At 71.1% G+C, this 19545-nt stretch carries 22 protein-coding genes; 12 read left to right on the top strand and 10 right to left on the bottom strand.

Going from position 1 to position 19545, the window contains the following annotated elements; genetic code table 11:
- The first annotated feature begins 21 nt into the window (after nt 1-21).
- Nucleotides 22-1062 carry an NAD-dependent epimerase/dehydratase family protein gene (locus tag PV646_RS27815; protein ID WP_500345220.1) on the top strand — a complete coding sequence of 347 codons (1041 nt, stop codon included), beginning with the start codon at nt 22-24 and terminating at the stop codon, nt 1060-1062.
- Here PV646_RS27815 and PV646_RS27810 read toward each other — a convergent pair.
- On the bottom strand, nt 1049-2209 hold the full coding sequence (locus PV646_RS27810; RefSeq protein ID WP_500345219.1) for a hypothetical protein: 1161 nt from the start codon (nt 2207-2209) through the stop codon (nt 1049-1051). The two genes, PV646_RS27815 and PV646_RS27810, sit on opposite strands and share 14 nt — an antisense overlap.
- Before the next feature lie 121 nt (nt 2210-2330).
- On the opposite strand from PV646_RS27810, the gene PV646_RS27805 reads away from it, so the two are divergent.
- The 5 genes from PV646_RS27805 to PV646_RS27785 are packed head-to-tail and all read left to right on the top strand — an operon-like array spanning nt 2331 to nt 5788.
- Nucleotides 2331-2969 (top strand): glycosyltransferase family 2 protein, encoded by a 639-nt coding sequence (locus tag PV646_RS27805; protein ID WP_500345218.1) that lies wholly within the window; start codon nt 2331-2333, stop codon nt 2967-2969.
- Nucleotides 2966-3766, top strand: coding sequence for a TIGR04282 family arsenosugar biosynthesis glycosyltransferase (locus PV646_RS27800; RefSeq protein WP_500345217.1), 801 nt, complete (start codon nt 2966-2968; stop codon nt 3764-3766). Before PV646_RS27805 ends, PV646_RS27800 begins: the two co-directional genes overlap by 4 nt.
- Nucleotides 3763-4362 carry a methyltransferase domain-containing protein gene (locus tag PV646_RS27795; RefSeq protein WP_500345216.1) on the top strand — a complete coding sequence of 200 codons (600 nt, stop codon included), beginning with the start codon at nt 3763-3765 and terminating at the stop codon, nt 4360-4362. The genes PV646_RS27800 and PV646_RS27795 overlap by 4 nt, the downstream gene beginning before the upstream one ends.
- Nucleotides 4363-4391: 29 nt before the next feature.
- Nucleotides 4392-5393, top strand: a complete 1002-nt coding sequence (locus PV646_RS27790) for a molybdopterin-dependent oxidoreductase (protein WP_500345215.1) — start codon at nt 4392-4394, stop codon at nt 5391-5393.
- Complete coding sequence (locus PV646_RS27785; protein ID WP_500345214.1) at nt 5390-5788, top strand: hypothetical protein; 399 nt, start codon at nt 5390-5392, stop codon at nt 5786-5788. The genes PV646_RS27790 and PV646_RS27785 overlap by 4 nt, the downstream gene beginning before the upstream one ends.
- Here PV646_RS27785 and PV646_RS27780 read toward each other — a convergent pair.
- Together PV646_RS27780 and PV646_RS27775 are read right to left on the bottom strand one after the other, a co-directional pair.
- The gene (locus PV646_RS27780; RefSeq protein WP_500345213.1) at nt 5720-6535 is read right to left on the bottom strand and encodes a hypothetical protein; all 816 of its coding nucleotides are present in this window, start codon (nt 6533-6535) and stop codon (nt 5720-5722) included. The two genes, PV646_RS27785 and PV646_RS27780, sit on opposite strands and share 69 nt — an antisense overlap.
- Nucleotides 6535-7395 carry an ABC transporter ATP-binding protein gene (locus PV646_RS27775; RefSeq protein WP_500345212.1) on the bottom strand — a complete coding sequence of 287 codons (861 nt, stop codon included), beginning with the start codon at nt 7393-7395 and terminating at the stop codon, nt 6535-6537. Before PV646_RS27775 ends, PV646_RS27780 begins: the two co-directional genes overlap by 1 nt.
- 98 nt (nt 7396-7493) lie before the next feature.
- Between PV646_RS27775 and PV646_RS27770 the strand changes: the two genes are divergently transcribed.
- On the top strand, nt 7494-8546 hold the full coding sequence (locus tag PV646_RS27770; protein ID WP_500345211.1) for a sensor histidine kinase: 1053 nt from the start codon (nt 7494-7496) through the stop codon (nt 8544-8546).
- Nucleotides 8543-9187, top strand: coding sequence for a response regulator (locus tag PV646_RS27765; RefSeq protein ID WP_500345210.1), 645 nt, complete (start codon nt 8543-8545; stop codon nt 9185-9187). The genes PV646_RS27770 and PV646_RS27765 overlap by 4 nt, the downstream gene beginning before the upstream one ends.
- On the opposite strand, the gene PV646_RS27760 is transcribed toward PV646_RS27765, so the two are convergent.
- Entirely contained in the window at nt 9173-9793 is a 621-nt protein-coding gene (locus PV646_RS27760) for a DJ-1/PfpI family protein (protein WP_500345209.1), read from the bottom strand. The genes PV646_RS27765 and PV646_RS27760 overlap by 15 nt on opposite strands.
- On the bottom strand, nt 9793-10731 hold the full coding sequence (locus PV646_RS27755; RefSeq protein WP_500345208.1) for a GlxA family transcriptional regulator: 939 nt from the start codon (nt 10729-10731) through the stop codon (nt 9793-9795). Before PV646_RS27755 ends, PV646_RS27760 begins: the two co-directional genes overlap by 1 nt.
- Nucleotides 10732-10836: 105 nt before the next feature.
- Between PV646_RS27755 and PV646_RS27750 the strand changes: the two genes are divergently transcribed.
- The gene (locus PV646_RS27750) at nt 10837-11841 is read left to right on the top strand and encodes a GDSL-type esterase/lipase family protein (protein ID WP_500345207.1); all 1005 of its coding nucleotides are present in this window, start codon (nt 10837-10839) and stop codon (nt 11839-11841) included.
- Nucleotides 11842-11998: 157 nt separating this feature from the next.
- Here PV646_RS27750 and PV646_RS27745 read toward each other — a convergent pair whose 3' ends face one another.
- The 4 genes from PV646_RS27745 to PV646_RS27730 form a co-directional block, all read right to left on the bottom strand.
- Nucleotides 11999-12787: a carboxylesterase family protein gene (locus PV646_RS27745; RefSeq protein ID WP_500345206.1), complete on the bottom strand. Its 789-nt coding sequence runs from the start codon at nt 12785-12787 to the stop codon at nt 11999-12001.
- 56 nt (nt 12788-12843) lie between these two features.
- Complete coding sequence (locus PV646_RS27740) at nt 12844-15129, bottom strand: hypothetical protein (protein WP_500345205.1); 2286 nt, start codon at nt 15127-15129, stop codon at nt 12844-12846.
- Nucleotides 15130-15353: 224 nt separating this feature from the next.
- Entirely contained in the window at nt 15354-16031 is a 678-nt protein-coding gene (locus tag PV646_RS27735; RefSeq protein ID WP_500345204.1) for a hypothetical protein, read from the bottom strand.
- Nucleotides 16028-16396, bottom strand: a complete 369-nt coding sequence (locus PV646_RS27730; protein ID WP_500345203.1) for a YchJ family protein — start codon at nt 16394-16396, stop codon at nt 16028-16030. Before PV646_RS27730 ends, PV646_RS27735 begins: the two co-directional genes overlap by 4 nt.
- Before the next feature lie 95 nt (nt 16397-16491).
- On the opposite strand from PV646_RS27730, the gene PV646_RS27725 reads away from it, so the two are divergent.
- The 3 genes from PV646_RS27725 to PV646_RS27715 all read left to right on the top strand — a co-directional run bounded on the left by PV646_RS27725 (nt 16492) and on the right by PV646_RS27715 (nt 18508).
- Complete coding sequence (locus PV646_RS27725; protein WP_500345202.1) at nt 16492-17043, top strand: DivIVA domain-containing protein; 552 nt, start codon at nt 16492-16494, stop codon at nt 17041-17043.
- 50 nt (nt 17044-17093) lie between these two features.
- Nucleotides 17094-17636, top strand: a complete 543-nt coding sequence (gene aroQ / locus PV646_RS27720; RefSeq protein WP_500345201.1) for a gamma subclass chorismate mutase AroQ — start codon at nt 17094-17096, stop codon at nt 17634-17636.
- A 122-nt stretch (nt 17637-17758) separates the two neighbouring features.
- Entirely contained in the window at nt 17759-18508 is a 750-nt protein-coding gene (locus PV646_RS27715) for an SDR family NAD(P)-dependent oxidoreductase (protein WP_500345200.1), read from the top strand.
- Between the two features lie 4 nt (nt 18509-18512).
- Here the strand turns inward: PV646_RS27715 and PV646_RS27710 are convergent, their stop codons facing one another.
- Nucleotides 18513-19502 carry a hypothetical protein gene (locus PV646_RS27710; protein WP_500345199.1) on the bottom strand — a complete coding sequence of 330 codons (990 nt, stop codon included), beginning with the start codon at nt 19500-19502 and terminating at the stop codon, nt 18513-18515.
- Between the last annotated feature and the right edge of the window lie 43 nt (nt 19503-19545).

Below are 19545 nucleotides of genomic sequence, written 5' to 3'. Positions count from 1 at the left end.
GCACGGCCCTACGGTCGGTTCATGCGAGTACTGATCACCGGCGGGGCAGGGTTCATCGGGTCGCACGTCGCGGACGAGCTGACCTCCCAGGGCCACGAATGCGTGGTGCTCGACGCGTTGCTCCCCGAAGCGCACGGCACAGTTCCGTTGCTGGAGCACGAACTCGTGGTCGGCGACGTGACCGACGCCGACGCGCTGCGGCCGTTGTTGTCCACAGTGGACGCGGTGTGCCACCAGGCGGCGATGGTGGGGCACGGCGTCGATCCGTTCGACGCGCCCTCCTACGCACGGCACAACGACCTGGGCACGGCGGTGCTGCTGGCCGAGATGCACCGGGCCGGGGTGTCGCGGCTGGTGCTGGCGTCGTCGATGGTCGTTTACGGCGAAGGGCGCTACCGGTGCCTCTCGCACGGGATCGTGCGGGCGGAGCGGACGGCCGCCGACGTCGAGCGCGGTGTGTACGAACCGCGGTGCTTCTGCGGTGACTTCGTGGTGTCCGAGCTGGTGCCCGAGGACGCTCCGCTGGAGCCCCGCAGCACCTACGCGGCCACGAAGCTGGCTCAGGAGCACCTCGCGGTGGCGTGGGCCCGGCAGACCGGCGGCAGCGTGTGGGCGTTGCGCTACCACAACGTCTACGGCCCGCGGATGCCCCGGGACACCCCGTACGCCGGGGTGGCGTCGATCTTCCGGTCCGCGCTCCAGAACGGCGTCGCACCGCGGGTGATGGAAGACGGGCGGCAGCGGCGCGACTTCGTGCACGTCACGGACGTGGCGCGGGCGAACGCGCTGGCGCTGTCGTCCCCTCGCCCTGGGTTCGAGGCCGTGAACGTCTGCTCCGGCACCCCGCACACGATCGGCGACTTGGCGTTCGCGCTCGCTGACGCGTGTGACGGACCGGCGCCCGAGATCGTGGGCGGGGCGCGGCCGGGCGACGTCCGGCACGTCGTGGCGTCGCCCGCGAAGGCGTTGGAGGCGCTGGGTTTCGAGGCTCGGGTCGGGTTCGAGGAGGGGGTCCGGGAGTTCGCCTCCGCCTCGCAGCGGGAGCCGGTCACCAGTTCGTGAGCACCAGGTGGTTCACCGCCAGGGCCGTGACGGCCTGGGCGGTGAGCCACCGCCGGTCGAGCTTCGCGGTGCCGGCGAGGAGCCAGATCGCGAACGGCAGCCAGATCCGTTCGGTCTCGGCCTTGCTCAGGCCGGACAGGTCGGCGGCCAGGATCGCGATGCCGGCGGCGATGACCCACTTGTCCTTGTGCAGCCCCTTGATCCCCGCCGGGCCGATGACGAGCGCGAGTGCCGCGAGGTTCGCCCACGCCCAGTACCAGTACGGCCTGGTGTCACCGATGCCCTGGTAGTAGCGGAGTTTCACGAGCTCGTAGCCGTCGAGCCACCAGAACCCGCTGAGCGCGAACGCCGCCACGACCGCGAGCGCGCCCGCGACGGCCCAGCCGATCTTCCTGCCGACGGCGACGATCGCGAGCGGGGCCAGCAGGACCAGCCCGTAGGACAGGAACAGGCACCAGCCCAGCACGATGCCGCCCAGCAGGGGTTTCCTGGTGAGCAGGTAGATGCCGACGGCCGCCACGCCCATGAACATGCCGTCCGCCGACGCCCCGACCCACACCGCTCCGGGGAACAGCACGAGGAACGGCAGCACGGCGTTGGTGCCGATGGCCCTGGGAATCGCGACCACCGCGAGCGAACCGACGAGGACGCAGAAGATCGAGGCCGCCGCTCCCCCGCCGAGCCCGATCCGGTCGAGTGCGACGAACGTGAGCAGCGCGCCCGGCGGGTGGCCGGAGACGTGCGTGGTCCACGAGTCGGGCTGGAAGTCCGGGATGCGGGCGGCGAACCCGCGCAGCATCGCCGGGACGTCGGTGATCCCGGACACCTCGTGCAGGTACTCGTCCTCGGTCGTCAGCCGCGTGACGAACCGGCCCCAGCCGTCGATCATGGCCAGCGAGAACGTCCACGCCGTCGCCGTCACGTAGGCGATCGGCAGCGCGTACCGGTGCCGGGCCAGCTCCGGCCCCTTGGCGACCACGAGGAACGCGATCAGCACCGCGGCCGGGGTGCCGGGGCCCAGATGGGGTTGCCAGTCGCCGAAGAGCGGTGCCGCGGCGGCGAAGAGGAGGCCGGGTTCGTTGACGTTGAGGACGACCCCGGTGATGATGGCGGCAGCGACGAGCAGCCCTGCGATGACTAGACGCACCGCGCCCAACCTAGGGGGTCGCAAGGGCGCTCGCGGGCCTCGAAAGACAACCGTAAGAACTCTTTCGTGCGTCACAATTCCGTAAGCACCACAACACTTTCCGATGGTCCAGGGTGGACGCATGGATGTCGTGTTGCCCTGCCTGGACGAGGCCGCCGCACTGCCCGCGGTCCTCGCCTCCCTGCCTCCCGGACACCGCGCGATCGTCGTGGACAACGGGTCTTCCGACGGTTCGCCCGAGGTCGCCGCCTCGCTCGGCGCGCTCGTCGTGCACGAACCCCGGCGCGGTTACGGCGCCGCCGTGCACACCGGCCTGCTCGCGGCCACCACCGACCTGGTGGCGTTCGGCGACGCGGACGGCTCGCTCGACCTGGCCGAACTGCCCGCGATGGCCGCGCTGCTCACCGACGCCGATCTGGTGGTGGGCCGGCGAAGGCCCGTCAGCACCCGCGTGTGGCCGTGGCACGCGCGAGCCGGCAACGCCGTGATCGCGTCCCTGTTGCGGCGCAGGGGTTTGGACGTGCACGACATCGCACCGCTGCGGGTGTGCCGGCGGGAGGCGTTGCTGGCGCTGGACGTCCAGGACCGCGCGTTCGGCTACCCGCTGGAACTGCTGGTGCGCGCGGCTTCGGCGGGCTGGCGGGTGCGCGAGGTCGACGTGACCTACGGGCCACGCGCGGCCGGCACGCGCTCGAAGGTCTCGGGCTCGGTGCGCGGCACGCTGCGGGCGGCGCGGGACATGGCGGGGGTGCTGCGGTGAGGTTCTGCCTGCTGGTCATGGCCAAGTCGCCGATTCCGGGCCAGGTGAAGACGCGCCTGTGCCCGCCGTTGACCTCCGAGGAGGCGGCGGACGTCGCGGCGGCCTCGCTGCTCGACACGGTGGAGGCCGCGCTGGAGACACCCGGCGCGGTGCCGGTGGTGGCGCTGGCCGGGGTGGTGCGGCGCGAGGACGTGCGGGAGGCGCTGGCGGAGTGCGTGGTGATCCCGCAGCGCGGCGACACGTTCGCCGAACGACTGGTGCACGCGCACGCCGACGTGGCGCGGTTCCGGATGCCGGTGCTGCAGATCGGGATGGACACGCCGCAGGTGACGCCGTCGCTGCTGGCGTCGTGTGCCGAGTTCGAGGAGGCGGCGCTCGGGCTGGCGCTGGACGGCGGGTGGTGGGCGCTCGGGTTGCGGGACCCGCTGCGGGCTCACGTGCTGAGGGACGTGCCGATGTCGCGATCCGACACGGGTGCGCGGACGCTGGAGGCGCTGCAAAGCCCGCAGGCGTGGCCGATCACCGGCGCGGCCGAGCCACGGGTGCGAACGCTGAAATCGGCGCCCGGCTTGGAGGTGCGAACGCCGGAGGCGGCGCCCAGCCTGCAGGTGCGGACGCCGGAGTCGATGCCCGGCCTGGAGGTGCGAACGCCGGAGGCGGCGCCCGGCCTGGAGGTACGAACGCTACCGCCTCTGTCCGATGTGGACACGATGGCGGACGCCCGCGCTGTCGCCGCTCAGGCACCGGACACCCGGTTCGCCGCGACGCTGCTGGACATCGCGGCGGTGACGCGATGATGTTCGACCTCGCCCTCCAGGGCCGCCCCAGCTGGCTCGACCTCTCCGGCACCGGCCCCCGCGAACTCTCCGTCGCCCGCTGGCACGCCGACGCCGGCGGTGGCGACGACGTCCTGCTCGACGCCTGCACCGGCCCCACCCTCGACGTCGGCTGCGGCCCCGGCCGTCTCGTCGCCGCCCTGCTGGGCCGCCGGGTCCGGGCGCTCGGCGTCGACGTGTCCCCGGAGGCGGTCCGGCGCACCACCGCACGCGGCGGCATCGCGATCCGCCGCGACGTGTTCGACCTGCTGCCCGGCGAGGGCCGCTGGCAGCACGTGCTGCTCGCCGACGGCAACATCGGCATCGGCGGCGATCCGGCCGCACTGCTGCGCCGGGTCAAGGCACTGCTCATGCCCAGCGGGACGGTCGTCGTCGAGGTCGAGCCGCCCGGTACCGGGCTGGCGGTCGGGCAGGCACGGGTGCGGTCCGCGGGCAGCGAAGGCCGGTGGTTCCCGTGGGCCTGGAGTGACGCCGAGTCCCTCACGGCCGACGGGTTCTTCCTGCTGTGGCAGCGAGAACGCGCCGGTCGCTGGTTCGCGTGCTGGGAGAAGCTGTGAGGTTCCGGTCGCCTGCCCACCACACCGGCGTGACCAGCCGGGTCGGCACCTGGCTCGGCATCACGTTCGGGCTGTGCTTCGTCACGGGCCTGCTCAGCCACGGCGTGCAGCACGACTGGCCGTGGCCGACCCGGCCGGTCGACCTCTACCGCGTCACCCAGGGCGTGCACGTGATCTCCGGCGTCGCCTCGATCCCGTTGCTGCTGGCCAAGTTGTGGAGCGTCTACCCGAAGCTGTTCGAACGGCCCCTGGTCAGGTCCGTGCCGCACGCCCTGGAACGCGGCTCGATCCTCGTGCTGGTGGCGGCGTCGTTCTTCGAGCTGGCCACCGGGTTGTTCAACGCGGCGCAGAACTACCCGTGGTCGTTCTACTTCCCCACCGCCCACTACGCCGTGGCGTGGATCGTGATCGGCGCGCTGCTCGTGCACATCGCGGTGAAGATCCCGCGGATCCGGCGCTCCCTCGAACCAGCGTCGACGGAGAAGACCGTGCTTTCCCGCAGGGCTTTCCTGCGCACGACCGCGCTCACGACCGGTGTCGCCGTCGTCGCGACGGCGGGTGTCACGGTGCCGTGGCTGCGCAAGGTCTCGGTGCTCGCGTGGCGGTCCGACGGCGATCTGCCGGTCAACCGGACCGCGAAGGCCGCGAACATCGTGGTGCCACCGGACTGGCGGCTCCGAGCAGGCGCGAAGAGTTACTCGCTGGCGGAGCTGAAGGCCCTGCCGCAGACCACGGTCGACCTGCCGATCGCGTGCGTCGAGGGCTGGAGCCAGAACGCGACGTGGACCGGTGTCCGGATCTCCGATCTGGTGGCCGGAGGGGACGTCCGGGTGGAGTCGCTGGAGAAGGACGGCCTGTACCGGGCGACCACGCTGCCGGAGGCGTTCGCGCGGGACCCTCTCACATTGCTGGCGCTCGAACTCAACGGCGAGGAGCTGAGCCCGGACCACGGTTATCCGTGCCGGCTCATCGCGCCGAACCGGCCGGGTGTGCTGCAGACCAAGTGGGTCACGTCGCTGGAGGTCCGATGAGGATCGTGCTCGGTGTCGCCGGTGTGGCGCTCGGCGCCTGGGGAGCCTGGCTGCTCCTGCCCCAGATCACGATCGAGCTCCTGTTCTGGCTCGGCGGAGGCGTTGTCCTGCACGACTTCGTGATCGCCCCGCTCGTGGGTGTCTCCGGGTTCGTCGTCACACGCCCGTCCATCGGCGTTGGGCTCGTCACCACGGGCATCGTCGGACTCCTCGCGGTCCCGCTGCTCTGGCGTGAGCACGGCGGCCCGGTGAACCCGGGCCTGCACGACCGCGACTACCCCACCGGAGTCGCGGTCGTGCTGGGCCTGGTCTGGGCCTCCGTCGCCCTATACGAGGTCGCGGCGCACCTTCAGAAGCGTCGCCGCACCAACGAAGAACACCACGTACCCGAGTAGGAACAGCGCCGCCGTGGTGCCGCTCAGGTCCGTCAGCACCCCTGGCGCACCCGATCCGCCCACGGCTCCGGCGAGGTTGCCCGCCGACCCGCCCGGCAGGACCTTCGTCAGCGACTCGACCGGTCCGAGGAGGGATCCCACGCCCCGCAACAGGTTCTCCGTCACGATCGCCCACATCAGCCCGAGACCGACGGCCAGCGCCGGTCCCTTGGTGACGACGCCGAGGAACACGCCGAATCCCGTCCACATGGCCGCGATCAGCAGGGACGCGCCCAGGGCTTCGAAGACCCCGAGCCCGGGCAGACTCCAGTCCCAGCCCTCCAGCGAGGCCACCGTGATGGACGCCCCGAGGTTCACGACGAACGTCAGCGCCACCAGCAACACCACGATGATCCCCAACGCGCCGAGCGTGCCGGCCATCGCCGAGACCCGGCGCGGACCCGCGGTCAGCGTCGTCTTCCAGGTGCCCCAGCCATATCCGCTGCCGACCGCCAGCGCCGCGAGCACCAGGACGATCGCGCCGCCGAACATCGGCAGGCCGCGCACGACGGCCGCGCCCACGTTCTCCGGCTGCATCGCGCTGATCAACTGCTGCTGGGACATCGACCGCGTGGTGGTGCCGCCGTTGAGGGCCAGGTAGTTGAACACGTAGCCGAACGTCAGCGTCATCACCAGCCAGACACCGATCAGCACCCACGTCGCCGGCCACTTCCACAGCCGCAGGAGCTCCGCCTTCACGCTGCCCATCACGCCGCTCCCGTCATCTCGAAGAAGACCTCTTCCAGCGTCCGGCGCAGCGGCCGGACCTCCCGCACGTCCACGTCCGCGGCCACCAGGGTCCGCACCAGCGCGCCCGCGTCCGTCTCCCGCACGTGCAGCACGTCGCCGTGCAGGGTGCTGCCCTCGATCAGCACGCGCGCCTTCTCGATCGGGTCGGCGCGGATCAGCAGCACGGTCTCGCCGCGCAACTGCTCGACCGTGCTCTCCGCGACGAGCTTCCCCTGCGAGATCACGCCCACCCGGTCGCAGATCTCCTCGACCTCGCCGAGCAGGTGGCTCGACAGCAGCACCGTCTGGCCCTGCGCGGCCAGTGCCCGCACCAGGTCGCGCATGTCGGCCATGCCCGCCGGGTCGAGGCCGTTGGTCGGCTCGTCGAGGATCAGCAGTTCGGGCTGCCCGAGCAGGGCCGCGGCGACGCCGAGCCGTTGCTTCATGCCGAGCGAGTACCGGCGGAACTTCTCGCCGGCGGCGCTCACCAGGTCGACCTGTTCCAACGCGGCTTCCACCTGCGTCCTGCCGGCACCGCGGCGGGCGGCGTGCACGCGGAGGTTGTCGCGGCCGGACAGGTACGGGTAGAAGCCGGGTCCCTCGATCAGCGACCCGACCTTGAGCAACGCCCTGGGGGTGCCCGGCGCCTCACCGAGGACCCTGGCCGATCCGCTGGTGGGCTGCACGAGCCCCAGCAGCATGCGGATCGTGGTCGTCTTGCCCGCGCCGTTGGGGCCGAGGAACCCGTAGACCTCGCCCCGCCGCACGGACAGACTGACCTCGTCCACCACGGCGCGGTCGCCGTAGCGCTTCGTCAGCTTCTCCGTCGTCACGATCATGCCGGTAACACTGGTCCCGCTGGAGACGCGGCGCGTCCGCTCCGGAGCGTCGTCAAGATACGCACATCTGCGTACGTCCCCGGTCGTATGGTCGGACCATGCGGATCAAGTGGCAGGACATCGCGCTGACCGTGGCGCTGTTGTTCTTCGGACTCGGCGGCACGCGGTTCGCCGCGCGCCTGCAGGGTGGCGCGGAGAACCTCGACGTCCTCGCCTACCTGCTGATCGCCATGGCGGCGTCCGGCCTGCTGTTCCGCTCGGTGCGTCCGCTGTGGACAGTGGCGATCACGACCGTGCCGATCGTCGTCTACCTGGCGTTCGGCTACCCGTTCGGCCCGATCCTGATGAGCGGCGTCGCGGCGATGTACGCGGTGGCCGTGTACGCGCGCATCGAACTGGCGGCCGTGTGCGCGCTCGCCTACGCGCTGGCGATCCTGCCGTGGTGGAACGACACGGTGACGTCGTGGATCACCTGGTCGGCGGGCTGGATCCTGCTGCCCGTCGCGGCGGGCGTGCTGATGAAACTGCGCAAGAAGTCCGTTGTGGACGTTCGTGAGCGCGTGGTCATCTCCGAACGGCTGCGGCTCGCCCAGGAGGTCCACGACGTCGTCGGCCACGGCCTTTCAGTGATCGCGATGCAGGCCGGAGTCGCCCTGTACGTGCTGGACAAGGATCCGGCGAAGGCGCGGGCGTCACTCGAAGCCATCCGCGACACGTCGAAAGAGGCCCTGGAGGGCCTGCGGTCCGAACTGGACACCCTGCGCGGCTCGGCTCCCCTGACTCCGACGATCACGCTCGCCGACGTCCCCGCGCTCGCCTCGAGGATGCGCGAGGCGGGACTGGAGGTGTCGGTCGAGGTCGCCGAGATCGACCTGCCCGACGCCTACCAGCTGGCCGTCTACCGGATCGTGCAGGAGTCGCTGACCAACGTCCTGCGGCACTCCTCCCCCGGCGTCACCGCGTCGGTCAAGGTCTACACCGTGCGCGAGGAACTGGTCGTGCACGTGACGGACACGGGCGCGCCGGCCGCGTTCGTCGAGGGCCACGGCATCACGGGCATGCGATCACGGGCGGAAGCGCTCGGCGGCACGCTCGAAGTGGGCGGAGCGCACGGCTTCTCGGTGCTCGCCCGGATACCGTTGCCCGCATGATTCGCGTGGTGGTGGCCGACGACCAGCCGCTGGTCCGGATGGGGCTGCGGACGTTGATCGAGACCGAGGACGGCGTCCAACTCGCCGGAGAGGCCGCCGACGGACGCGAGGCGCTGGCGCTGATCCAGTCGGTCAAGCCGGACGTGGTGTTCCTCGACATCCGCATGCCGTTGCTGGACGGCCTGGAGGTGCTGCGCCGGGTCTCGGCCAACCCCGAACTAGCCGACGTCCGAATCGTCATGCTCACCACGTTCGACCTCGACGAGTACGTGTTCGAGGCGCTGCGGACGGGCGCGTCCGGGTTCCTGGTCAAGGACTCCGACCCGACCGACCTGCTGCGCGCCGTGCACGTGGTGGCCGACGGCGGGTCGCTGCTCTCGCCGTCCGTGACGCGCCGGGTGATCGACCGGTTCGCGTCCGGCGCGTCGGCGCGGCCCGTGCCGCACCTGGACAAGCTGACCGAGCGCGAGCGGGAGATCATGCGGCACGTGGCGTCCGGCGCGTCCAACGACGAGATCGCGGCGGTGCTGGTGATCTCGCCCGCGACGGTGCGCACGCACGTGTCGCGGGCGATGGTGAAGCTGGGCGCACGCGATCGCGCCCAGCTCGTCGTGTTCGCCGTCCAGTCAGGCCTGACGTGAGTCGAACGCGGCCTTCAGGCCGTCCATGATCTCCGGCGGGATCGAGTCGTAGGCGCGCGGCGGCTGCGGGTCGTACTCGATGCCGACCTGCACGGCCTGCGCCACCATCTCGCCGAACTCGGCCTCGACCAGCCGCAACGCCATGTCGATGCCCGCCGACACCCCCGCGCCACTGACGACCTTGCCGTCGAAGACGACCCGGTCGGTCGAGACCTCGACGCCGCGCACCTCCAGGTCCTCGCGCGCGGCCCAGTGCGTCGTGGCCTTCGAGACCAGCCCGGCCTCGGCCAGCAGCGTCGACCCCGTGCACACCGAAGTCGTCCACTTCGTCGTCGGGTGCACCTCTCGCAGCCACTCGACGACACCGCCGGAGTCCTCGAGCAGCTCCTTCCAGTGCCCGGAGCCCGGCACGACGACGATGTCGGTCGACTTCAGCGAGTCGAACGTGTCGGTCGGCGTCACGACGAGCCCGTTGTCGGACCTCACCGGGTCGAGCGTCGCGGCGACGAACCGCGCCGAGACCACCGGCACGCTGGCGATCACCTCGAACGGGCCGACGAAGTCGAGGGCGGTCATGTTCGGGTAGAGCACGAACGTGGCATCCATCAGGCAACCCCAGTGGTCCGGAAACGGGCGCGGTAGCTGCCCGGCGACACGCCGAGCACGCGCAGGAAGGCCCGCCGCAGGGTCTCGGCCGAGCCGAACCCCGACTGGCGGGCGACGAGGTCGAGCGAGTCTCCGCTGCTGGCCAGCCGGTCGGCGGCGGCCTCGACGCGGGCTCGTTCGACGTACTGCGCGGGCGAGATGCCCACGCTGCGGGAGAAGACCCGCGCGAAGTGCCGCACGCTCATCATGGCCTTGCGCGCCATGACCGGCACCGTCCACTCCCGCGTCGGATCGGCGTGGATGTCGTCGAGCAACGCGCGCAGCGAGCCGTCCGACACCGGTTTCGCGCGGGTGTGGACGCTGAACTGCGACTGGCCGCCCGAGCGTTGCAGGAAGACGACCAGGTACTGCGCGATCTTGCGGGCGAGCGCCGGTCCGTGGTCCTGCTCCACCATGGCGAGCGCGAGGTCGATGCCCGCCGTCACCCCGGCCGACGTGGACACCTCGCCGTCGCAGACGAAGATCGCGTCCGGCTCCACCTCGACGCCGCGGTTCTCCAGTTCGCCGGTGAACGCCCAGTGCGTCGTCGCCTTCTTGCCCTCGAGCAGTCCCGCGCCGGCGAGCACGACCGCCCCGGTGCAGACGCCCGCGACGCGCCGGGACCGCAGTGCCAGCCGTCGCAGGTGCGTCGTGAGCACCGCGTCGGACGCGGCCTCGTCGTACCCCCAGCCGCCGACCACGAGCAGCGTGTCGATCGGGCGGTCCAGCGTGCGCAGGTCGGCCCCCGCCTCGATGCGCACACCCGCGGTCGCGGTGAACGGTCCTCCCCCGAGCGTGGCGACGGTGACGCGGTACCGCTCCCCGCTGTAGTTCGCCGCCTCGAACACCTCGATCGGTCCCGCCAGGTCCAGCAACGCCGTGCGGTCGTACCCGACCACGACTACTTCCCTCGGATTCCCCACACCTCCACTTTCCTCAACCCCGGCTGAGGCGGCAACGCCAGATCCCCCTCGCATTCGGCCACCCCCGTAAACTGGTGCGCGATGCGCAAACTGCTCTTCCTCGCGGCGATCGGCCTGCTCACGATCGTGCTGGTCGTGAGCGACCACGTGTTCCCGCCCCCCTCGGCCCCGGACCGGGAGACCAGGACGGCGGTCGTGGCGCTCGGCGACAGCACGATGTCCGGCGAGGGCGCCGGCAGCTACGAGGCCGGGACCGACGGCGAAGAGGGCGGCAACTGGTGCCACCGCTCGCGCGAGGCCGAGATCATGAAGACCGCGATCCAGGCCGACCAGAAGATCAACCTGGCGTGCTCGGGCGCGAACTCGGACAAGCTGCGCAACGAGCAGTTGCCCCGTCTGCGCGACATCGCCGGGGCGAACCAGGTGGTCGCGATCGTCGTCGCCATCGGCGCGAACGACGACCCGAGGTTCTCCGAGATCCTCAACAAGTGCTTCGAGGCGTGGGGCAAGCGCAGCGACTGCACGTCGTCCGTGGCGCCGGAGTGGACCAAGCGCGTGCGGCGGATGGTCCCGAAGGTCGAGAACACGCTGAACGCCATCCGCCAGACCATGCGCGACTCCGGCTACCTCGACTCGTCGTACCAGCTGGTCGTGCAGTCGTACGCGGCCCCGGTGTCCCCGAAGATGCCGCAGTCGCTGCAGAACCTGTCCGGCTGCCCGCTGCGCACCGCCGACCTGGAGTGGGTCGTCGAGGAGGCCGTGCCGGAACTGTCGAACGGCCTGCGCACGGCCGCGGCGAAGGTCGGCGCGCGGTTCCTCGACCTGGCGCGGGCCGGGGTCGGCCGCGAGGCGTGCGTGGGCGGCGACGAGCCGGAGACCGAGTGGTTCACGCGGCTGTCGGTCGACTGGGACGGGCTGAAGGACCAGCGGCGGTCGTCGCACGCGCTGCAGGAGTCGTTCCACCCCAACGCCCGCGGTCATGAGCAGATCGGGCGGTGCCTGAGCGAGTTCCTGGCGTCGGACAAGCGGGACGGGGCGTGCGTGGCGCGGCTGGACGGGTCACTCGGGCTCAACACCGAGAGCTAGTGGCGTGGCTCAGAACGTTGCCGGTGTATTCGTGTTCAGACGGGTGTCTCGTGGTGCCGCCACCACGTCCTCGTACTGGTTGTACGGGGGCGTGGGGGCGGTGCCGCGAGGCGCCCTGCTGGGCGCGGATTCGCCGCCGACGTTCTGAGTCACGCCGCTAGGTCCACAGCTTCAGTTCTTCTTGCGTCCAGCCGGGATCGCCAGTGCGCGCGAACTCGGCCCACGCCCGCGCGATGTCGCCGCGGAACATGTCCGGGACGTCCGCGCCGTGATGTGCGGGATGCCGGGCGTAGATCGACCGGAACGCGCCGCCGTGCTCGTTCGCCAGCCTCATCGTGGGGCGCTGGAACAGCTCCGTGTCCTCGTCGGCCGTGTGGCACACCATCAGCTCGACGTCGTACGGGCCTTCCAGCGGGCTGCGCGGCAGCGTGTCGCCGTCGATGATCGGTTGGTACAGCACGACATCCGGTTCCTTCGCACGCTGCACCTCGACGGCTTCGCGAGGCGTGAAGAAACGTCCGGCGAGGCTGTGCACGATCGCACGGTGGAACAGGCCCGCGGCCGACGGCATCACCATCAGGCTCGCGACGGTCTGCGCCCCGGACGACTGGCCGGCGACGGTGACGTTGTAGGGATCGCCGCCGTAGCGCGTGATGTTGCGCTGGATCCAGCGCAACGCCGAGACGACGTCGAGCAGACCGCGGTTGTGCGGAAACCCTTCCACCGCGCCATAACCGTCGGCAGCGAGCCGATAGTCGCAACTGACGAACACAACGCCGAGGGACGCGAGGACGTCGCCGGCGTACTCGGGTTGGGCCGAGGAACCGACGGTGTTCGCGCCACCGTGGACCCAGAGGATCACCGGCGCACCGGAGTCCACCGCGGACCAGACGTTGAGCGTGTGCCTGTCGCCGAACGCGCCGGTCGGCTCGCCGTCGCAGTCCACCGGTGGGTGGAGGCGCAGCGAGCCGACCGGCGGCTCCGCGTAACGGATGCCGAGGTTCAGGCCGTCACCTGGTGCGAGACCGGGAGGACGCGCAGGTTCGCCGCCGCCCGTTCCAGCTGGGAGAGCACGCTCGGGCGCATTCCCGCGATCTCCTGGTCCGACGCCGGTCCGGCCATCTCCTGCAGCAGCACCTGCTGCGGGTGATCACCCTCGGCGTCGGCCACGGCCAGCACCCGGAAGGGCGTGCCGGGCGCGAAGAGGACACGTTCCTCGGTGGCGACGGCGACGCGGTCGGCGACCTCGACCCGGCGGCCGGTGACCGACCAGATCAGGTACTCGGTGACACCGCCGACGCGCTGGGACGGGTTCGCGACGGCGTCCAGCAGGCCGTGCTCGACCAGGACGTCGCCGCTGCGGTAGCGCCGCGGGCCGGTCTGGCCGCTGACGCCCCACACCGTGGCCACGCCGCTGTGCACGGGCAGGCGGTTCATGCCCGAGACGATGCACGCGACGTACGGGCGCAACCGGCCCAGGCGTCCCATGCGGAGCGTCTCGACGACCATGTCCTCGTCCTGCGACACGCACGCCAGCAACGCCGTGAGGTCGGTGACCATGGCCTCGAACGCGGCCGGGTCCTCCTCCGCGTCCGGACGCTGGGAGAGCAGGCGGACGACCGTCGCCGCGTGCACGCCGTAGCGCTCGCCGAGGGCACGGCGGACCGTGTCGCGTTCGGCGTCGGAGCTGCTGTGGTCCGCGTCGATGAACTCGCGCTCGCCGTCGTTCTCCGGCTGGGCCTCCCACGTCGCCAGCGGCTGCAACGGCAGCGGGCCGTCCACGCGGAACCTCACCGGCGCGAAGTCCGGGTCGTCCGACGGGAACGCGGCCTCGTCCGGGTCGTCCAGCGCGTGCGACGTCACGGACGACATGGCCGGACCGGCGCCCATGCTCGCGTACGCGGGCTGTTCGGGCTCGGCGGGCGTGACGGGGGTGAAGAAGCCGTTGCCGTTGTCGGACGAGTCCCGCGTCGACAGCGCGTGCGCCGGCGAACTCGCTGAGACGACCGGTGCGGTGGGCGGAGGCGGGGGCGGTGCGATCACCTTGGAGTCGCAGAACACCAGGCGCAGGAGCTTGCGCACCTCGGGCTCGAGGCGTTCCACGAGAGCAGCGCCGTGCACCGCGACCGCGCCGGGCGTCGTGCGCCCTGGCGTGCCCACGGTCAGACGTGCCCACTCCGGGTCCAACGGCTGTGTGCGCACCTCGGCCGCGTTGTACGGCTCGTCCTGCTCACGCACCCACAGGCCGGAGGGCACGACTTCGAGCACGACGCCGTCGCCGAGTGCGAACACGCCCGACGAGACCTCGGTCAGGCCCTGCACCGGCGTCCGGTAGCCCGAGACGACGGGCACGGACTCGTTCGGCACGCACAGCACCTCGGTGACGAACGGGCGCCACGTCTGCTGGCCGCGCGGGTCGACCGCGATCACCGCCGGGCCGCCGCCGCGCAGGTTGCCCACCGGGATGCCGGTGAACATCGCGATCGGCTCGCCGATCTGGTCGGCGACGAGGCTGCCGATGCTCGCGTCGATGCCGTAGGGGACGAGTCGCACGCGCGACCGGGCCGCCTGGGGCAGCGCCGTGAGCAGGCGGCACACCTCGTCGATCGGGATCGACGACTGGCCGGGCCCGCCGACGACGACCGTCAGCACGTTGTCGCGGCACGGCAGCGCCACGATCGGCCGCGAGTCCTGGGCGGCCGGGTCGAACGGGGGTTGCTGCGCGCGCAGCCAGAGCCCGCTCGGGATCGGCTCGGAGACGCCGACCTCGCCCGTGGGCCACGGCGAGTTCGGGTCCATCGCCTCCCACTGCGGCACCGGGAAGCGGCGGCCGAACGGCATCGGGGACGCGTTCGGCTGGAACCGCACCCAGCTGCCGTAACCCTGAGTGCCGACGACGAACGCGGCACCGGGCACCGTGGTCAGCACGCCGTCCGGCGCCACGACCTCGGCCTGCAGCTGCTCGGCGAGCCACTGGGCGGGAGCGGTCGGCCGCATCGTGCCGGCGTGCGAGACCGCGAGCCGGACGGGCCCGCGGCCGTGCAGCGCCGTCACGACGTGCGGCCAGAAGGTGCTTTGGTCCCCGCTCGGGAAATCGACCACGACGACGGTCCGGCCCTGGTCGGCCGGGAGCGCGCGGGCCAGTCCCGTGGCGCCCTGACTCGGGCCCTCGGGAGCGGAGATGACGAGCGTCGACCCGACGGAGTTCGCCGCGAACGGCGTCCTCTGGGGTACCGGGTCCGGCTGCGGGATCGCGGCCGCCGGCTGCTCGACTGGATACAGGTCCATGTCCTGGTCGGTGCTCGTGATGGTCTGAACTCCGAAACTGCTCTGGCCAGAACTCTGGGTCTGTTGTGGTTGCTGGTCGCCTTGGGCGGCGGCACGTCGGCCCAACAAGCGCCTGATCACCTCCGTGCCATCCCGGTCACTCGCCCTTTCGGCTTAATCGGGCAACGGTCGTGCACGCTATCAAGACGCGCCGTAGTTCCGTCACCCAGCTGGGTTCTTTGATCTCATCCGATCGAGACCCACACGGCGCGTGCTCGTCCGCACACTCCGTCAGGACCGATGATGACGGACGCGGAGTAGGCCTTGCGTCCCTCCTTACCGAGCTCCCACGCGAGGAGCACGTGGTCCACACCCAGCGCGACCGGCCGCTCGACCTGCGCGACGAAGGTGCCGAGCACGAACGCCGGGCCGCCGTCCGGGGCGACGGGCTGCGCGGACGGACAGTCGAGCGCGGCCCAGACGATCTCCGGCAGCACGCTGACCCCGTCGTTCGGCAGGATCCCGGTCGGCGTCCAGACCCCGGCCCACTCGTCGCGGCCGTCGAGCGGGCCGAGCAGCGCGGCGATGCCGTCCTCCCGGTCCGGGCCGCAACCGAAGCAGGTGGGGAACGGGTGCCGGTCGCGCCACGGAACCTTCGCGGAGGCCTTCAGCGCCTCGTCCAGGGTCGGCGCGGCGGGCACCTCCAGGTCGAGCGCGGCGGGCTCGGCGGAGGCGATCACGACCTCGCCGTCGAGCAGCTGACCGTCCCTGACCTGCATCTCCCGGTCCAGCGGCACCGGCTTGCGCAGCCGGACGCTCACAGTGGCGGCGGGAACGTGCGCGGCGAGCAGACCGGCGGAGTAGCCGCCGTTGCCCATGCCGGGAGGCCCGTTGAACCTGCTCGCGACGATCACGCTGCTCATTCCAGGCCCTCCGCGTACACCCACTGGCCGTTCTCCCTGACGAACTTGCTGCGCTCGTGCACGACCCCGCCCACGTAGTGCGCCCGGAACTCCACCACACCCTCGGCCTGGAGCAACCCGCCGTTCTCGGTCGACAGGATCTCGAGCTTCAACCAGCGGTCGGTCGAGTCGATCCCGGCGCTCGAAGGGCGGTGTTTCGCGGCCCACGTGCGCAGCAGGTAGTCCTCGTCGGACACGGCGAAAGCGCTGTAGCGAGAACGCATCAACTGCTCCGCGGTGGCCGCCTTGCGGGCCCCGGAGTGCAGCGCACCGCAACAGTCCACATAGGACTGACCGGTACCGCAGGGGCACAGTTTGTTGGTCACCTCCACATTGTGCCTGGTGAACCCGTTAGAACCGATGCCGCGCCCCGTACGTACCCCTTGTCAAGACTGACTCGCGGGAGGCAGAGGAGACGGCAGTGAGTGTCGACAGCAGGACAGAGCTCGTACCCCTTCGCACGTGGTTCGGGCTGCGCTGGCGCGGCTACGACCGCGACGAGGTGGACGACTACGTCGCCGAGCTGGAAGCCGAGCTTCGCCTGGTCACGGCCGACCGGGACGCCTCGGAGGCCCGAGCGGAGGCCCTGGCCGCCAGACTGGTCACGGTCCAGGAGGAGAACGCCGCCCTGCAGGACGGCCTGCACCGCATCTGCCTGACCCCGATCGACCCGAAGGGCCTGCCGGAACGGCTCGCCCGCATGGTCGCCCTGGCCGAGGAAGAGCGCCGTGACGTCGTGCGGGACGCCCAGCTCAAGGCGCTGATGATCGTGGGCGAGGCCGAGCAACGGGCCCGCCGGCTCGACGAGGAGGCGGCCGAGAAGCGCGACGGGATCCGCGAGGACTTCCGGCTCGCGATGTCGGCCCGCCGGGCCGAAGCCATGCGGGCGCTGGCCGAGCTGCGCAACGTCGCCCGTGACGAGGCGGAGCGCATCGTCACGGAGGCCAAGATCCAGAGCCTGCACATCGAGTGACCACCCGCGAGATGCCGCGTCGGCACCGGCCGACGTGGCATCCTGCGGAAATGAAGATCATGGCGGTCGCGCTCACCCTGGCGACGTCGCTCGGTCCGATCGCGCCCGTGGGGCAGCTCGGCGAGCTCACCGACCTGGCCGTGCGGCGCGTCCAGATCGCGGATCTGGTGGCAGCGGCCAAGTTCGGCACGACACAGCCCATTGACGACCCGGCGCGTGAACAGGTCGTGCTCGACGGCGTGCGCACGAAGGCGGTGGCGCTGAACCTCGACCCCGAGAACGCGGCGCGGTTCTTCCGCGCCCAGATCGAGGCGAACAAGTTCGTGCAGCGCGGCCTGTACGAGCGCTGGACCACGCATCCCGGTGAAGCGCCGACGAAGCGCCCTGATCTGGCCACCGAGGTCCGCCCCGTGCCCGACCGGCTGACCACGGACCTCCTGGCCGAGCTGAAGGACACCGAGCGGGTCCGCCACCCCTCGCTCCGCTGCGAGGTGCAGGCCGAGATCGCGGAACGGTCCGCGGTCGTGCGGCACCGCCTCGACCGGCTGCACGCGAACGCGCTGACCGAGGCGATGACCACCGTGTGCCAGTAGAGGTTCGGCACACCAGAAGAGGATCAGGCAAGAACGCGATAGCTCCGATCTGCCGCAACCACTGCCCTGACTGGTCTGCTTGGTTCATCGAAAACCAAGCAGACCAAGAAGGCGGTAGGAACATGTCAGTCGCGATCGTGACCGGTGGCAGCTCGGGCATCGGCTGGAGCACGGCCGTCGAACTCGCCCGGCGAGGCGCCGCGGTGATCCTCACCTACAGCTCCAACGAGGCAGGCGCCAAGCAGGCCGTCACGGCCATCGAGCAGAACGGCGGCAAGGCGGCCGCGCTGCACCTCGACACCGGACGCAGCGACACCTTCGAGGCGTTCCGCGACGGGGTCACCGAGGTGCTGCGCGGGTGGGAACGAGACACGTTCGACGTCCTGGTCAACAACGCGGGCTTCGCCCAGACCGCCCTCTTCCCGGACACCACCGAGGAGCTGTTCGACAGGTTCTACCGCGTCCTGCTCAAGGGTCCGTTCTTCCTCACCCAGACCCTGCTCCCGCTCCTCGCGGACGGCGGCGCCGTGGTCAACACGACGAGCAGTTCCACCGAGAGCCCCGAACCCGGCTACTCCGGGTACGCCACCATGAAGGGCGCGCTGGTGGTGCTCACCCGCTACCTGGCCAAGGAACTCAGCCCGCGAGGCATCCGAGTCAACTCCGTCTCCCCTGGCGCCACCCGCACCAGGCTGGGCGACGACGCCTTCGAGAAGTTCCCCGAATTCATCCCCGCGCTGGCCGCCCAGACCGCGCTCGGCCGCGTCGGCGAGCCCGGTGACGTGGCGGTGGCCATCGCGGCGCTCGCAGGCGACGACGGCCGATGGATCACCGCGCAGAACGTCGAGGTGTCCGGCGGTTTCGGTCTTTAGAGCGTCACTGCATGTTCGTGACGTGCTGGTGCTCGGCGGACGCGACGCACGTGTACAGCTGCAGGTTGTAGCCACGCCCGATGCTGAGCATGGTCGGCTCGGTCGCGGCCGGGTAGGGCGGGTGCTCGACCCCGGCGTCCTCGACGGGCAGCCAGCTCTCCACGCCGTCCCACTCGCTGCTCGCGATCGTGAGCAACGGTTCGACCGCAGCGCCACAGTCGTCGCAGGACATCGGGAACGGGTCGGAGAAGCTCCACGGCCCGTACCCGCCGGCCTTGCAACCGGGGGCGACGGACAGGTCGTACTGGTACCGCGTCCCCTCCCGCTCCTCCCACTCCCGCACCTGCTTCCGCAGGTCCTCGGGCAGGCAGTGCGGAGCCGGGTACTCGGTCACCTCCTCCGGGTGCAGCACACAGGGTTGCGGCAGGTAGTTGTCGTCGACCAGGACCGGCGCCGGAGGCTCGACCAGCACGTCCGTCACCTCGGCCGCGACCCGCCAGCGCAGCGCGGTGCTCGGCACGTAACCGTCGTCCTCGTGGTCGAACGGGCACCACAACACCTGCAGCAGATCAGCACCGCCAGGACCGGGAAGACCAGGAACGTCCCGCGCGTACAACTGGGCCACGGGCACCAATGGAACAGGCCCGCCGACAGCCATCTGCGTGCCCTCGTCCACCCGGTCGACGACGACCTTCTCCTCCGGGGTCAACAGGTTCACGCCGCGCTCACGCGGGCGGGCCCACGCCTCCGTCAGGATTCGCCGCCGTGCCAGCACATCGGGAATGGTCGCACCGTCCACAAAGGAACCGATGTGCGCGGCACACGTCGGCCACGCCTCGCCCGCGGGCCACAGGAGCGGACCACCGAATGAACTGTCCGCCGCACTTGGTTCGCCTGGGCGGGGATGCAACCGGACGGCGGTGCGGGCCAGTGGCGCCAGGGCGGGCAGGTGTGCCGTGAGATCGACCGGGCGCGGCGGAGTCGTGCGGACCATGGCGGAATGCTGCCATGGTCCGGATCAGCGGTGGTGTCGTTCG

Source organism: Streptomyces sp. ID05-26A (genome assembly GCF_033794685.1).
GTDB lineage: Bacteria > Actinomycetota > Actinomycetes > Mycobacteriales > Pseudonocardiaceae > Lentzea.
This window is presented reverse-complemented; position numbering and strand designations above follow the sequence as displayed.

Coding starts and splice junctions, on each gene's coding strand:
- PV646_RS27815 (WP_500345220.1), top strand. CDS start 22: ATGCGAGTACTGATCACCGGCGGGGCAGGGTTCATCGGGTCGCACGTC.
- PV646_RS27805 (WP_500345218.1), top strand. CDS start 2,331: ATGGATGTCGTGTTGCCCTGCCTGGACGAGGCCGCCGCACTGCCCGCG.
- PV646_RS27795 (WP_500345216.1), top strand. CDS start 3,763: ATGATGTTCGACCTCGCCCTCCAGGGCCGCCCCAGCTGGCTCGACCTC.
- PV646_RS27785 (WP_500345214.1), top strand. CDS start 5,390: ATGAGGATCGTGCTCGGTGTCGCCGGTGTGGCGCTCGGCGCCTGGGGA.
- PV646_RS27780 (WP_500345213.1), bottom strand. CDS start 6,535: ATGGGCAGCGTGAAGGCGGAGCTCCTGCGGCTGTGGAAGTGGCCGGCG.
- PV646_RS27775 (WP_500345212.1), bottom strand. CDS start 7,395: ATGATCGTGACGACGGAGAAGCTGACGAAGCGCTACGGCGACCGCGCC.
- PV646_RS27770 (WP_500345211.1), top strand. CDS start 7,494: ATGCGGATCAAGTGGCAGGACATCGCGCTGACCGTGGCGCTGTTGTTC.
- PV646_RS27765 (WP_500345210.1), top strand. CDS start 8,543: ATGATTCGCGTGGTGGTGGCCGACGACCAGCCGCTGGTCCGGATGGGG.
- PV646_RS27760 (WP_500345209.1), bottom strand. CDS start 9,793: ATGGATGCCACGTTCGTGCTCTACCCGAACATGACCGCCCTCGACTTC.
- PV646_RS27750 (WP_500345207.1), top strand. CDS start 10,837: ATGCGCAAACTGCTCTTCCTCGCGGCGATCGGCCTGCTCACGATCGTG.
- PV646_RS27740 (WP_500345205.1), bottom strand. CDS start 15,129: ATGGACCTGTATCCAGTCGAGCAGCCGGCGGCCGCGATCCCGCAGCCG.
- PV646_RS27735 (WP_500345204.1), bottom strand. CDS start 16,031: ATGAGCAGCGTGATCGTCGCGAGCAGGTTCAACGGGCCTCCCGGCATG.
- aroQ (WP_500345201.1), top strand. CDS start 17,094: ATGAAGATCATGGCGGTCGCGCTCACCCTGGCGACGTCGCTCGGTCCG.
- PV646_RS27715 (WP_500345200.1), top strand. CDS start 17,759: ATGTCAGTCGCGATCGTGACCGGTGGCAGCTCGGGCATCGGCTGGAGC.
- PV646_RS27710 (WP_500345199.1), bottom strand. CDS start 19,502: ATGGTCCGCACGACTCCGCCGCGCCCGGTCGATCTCACGGCACACCTG.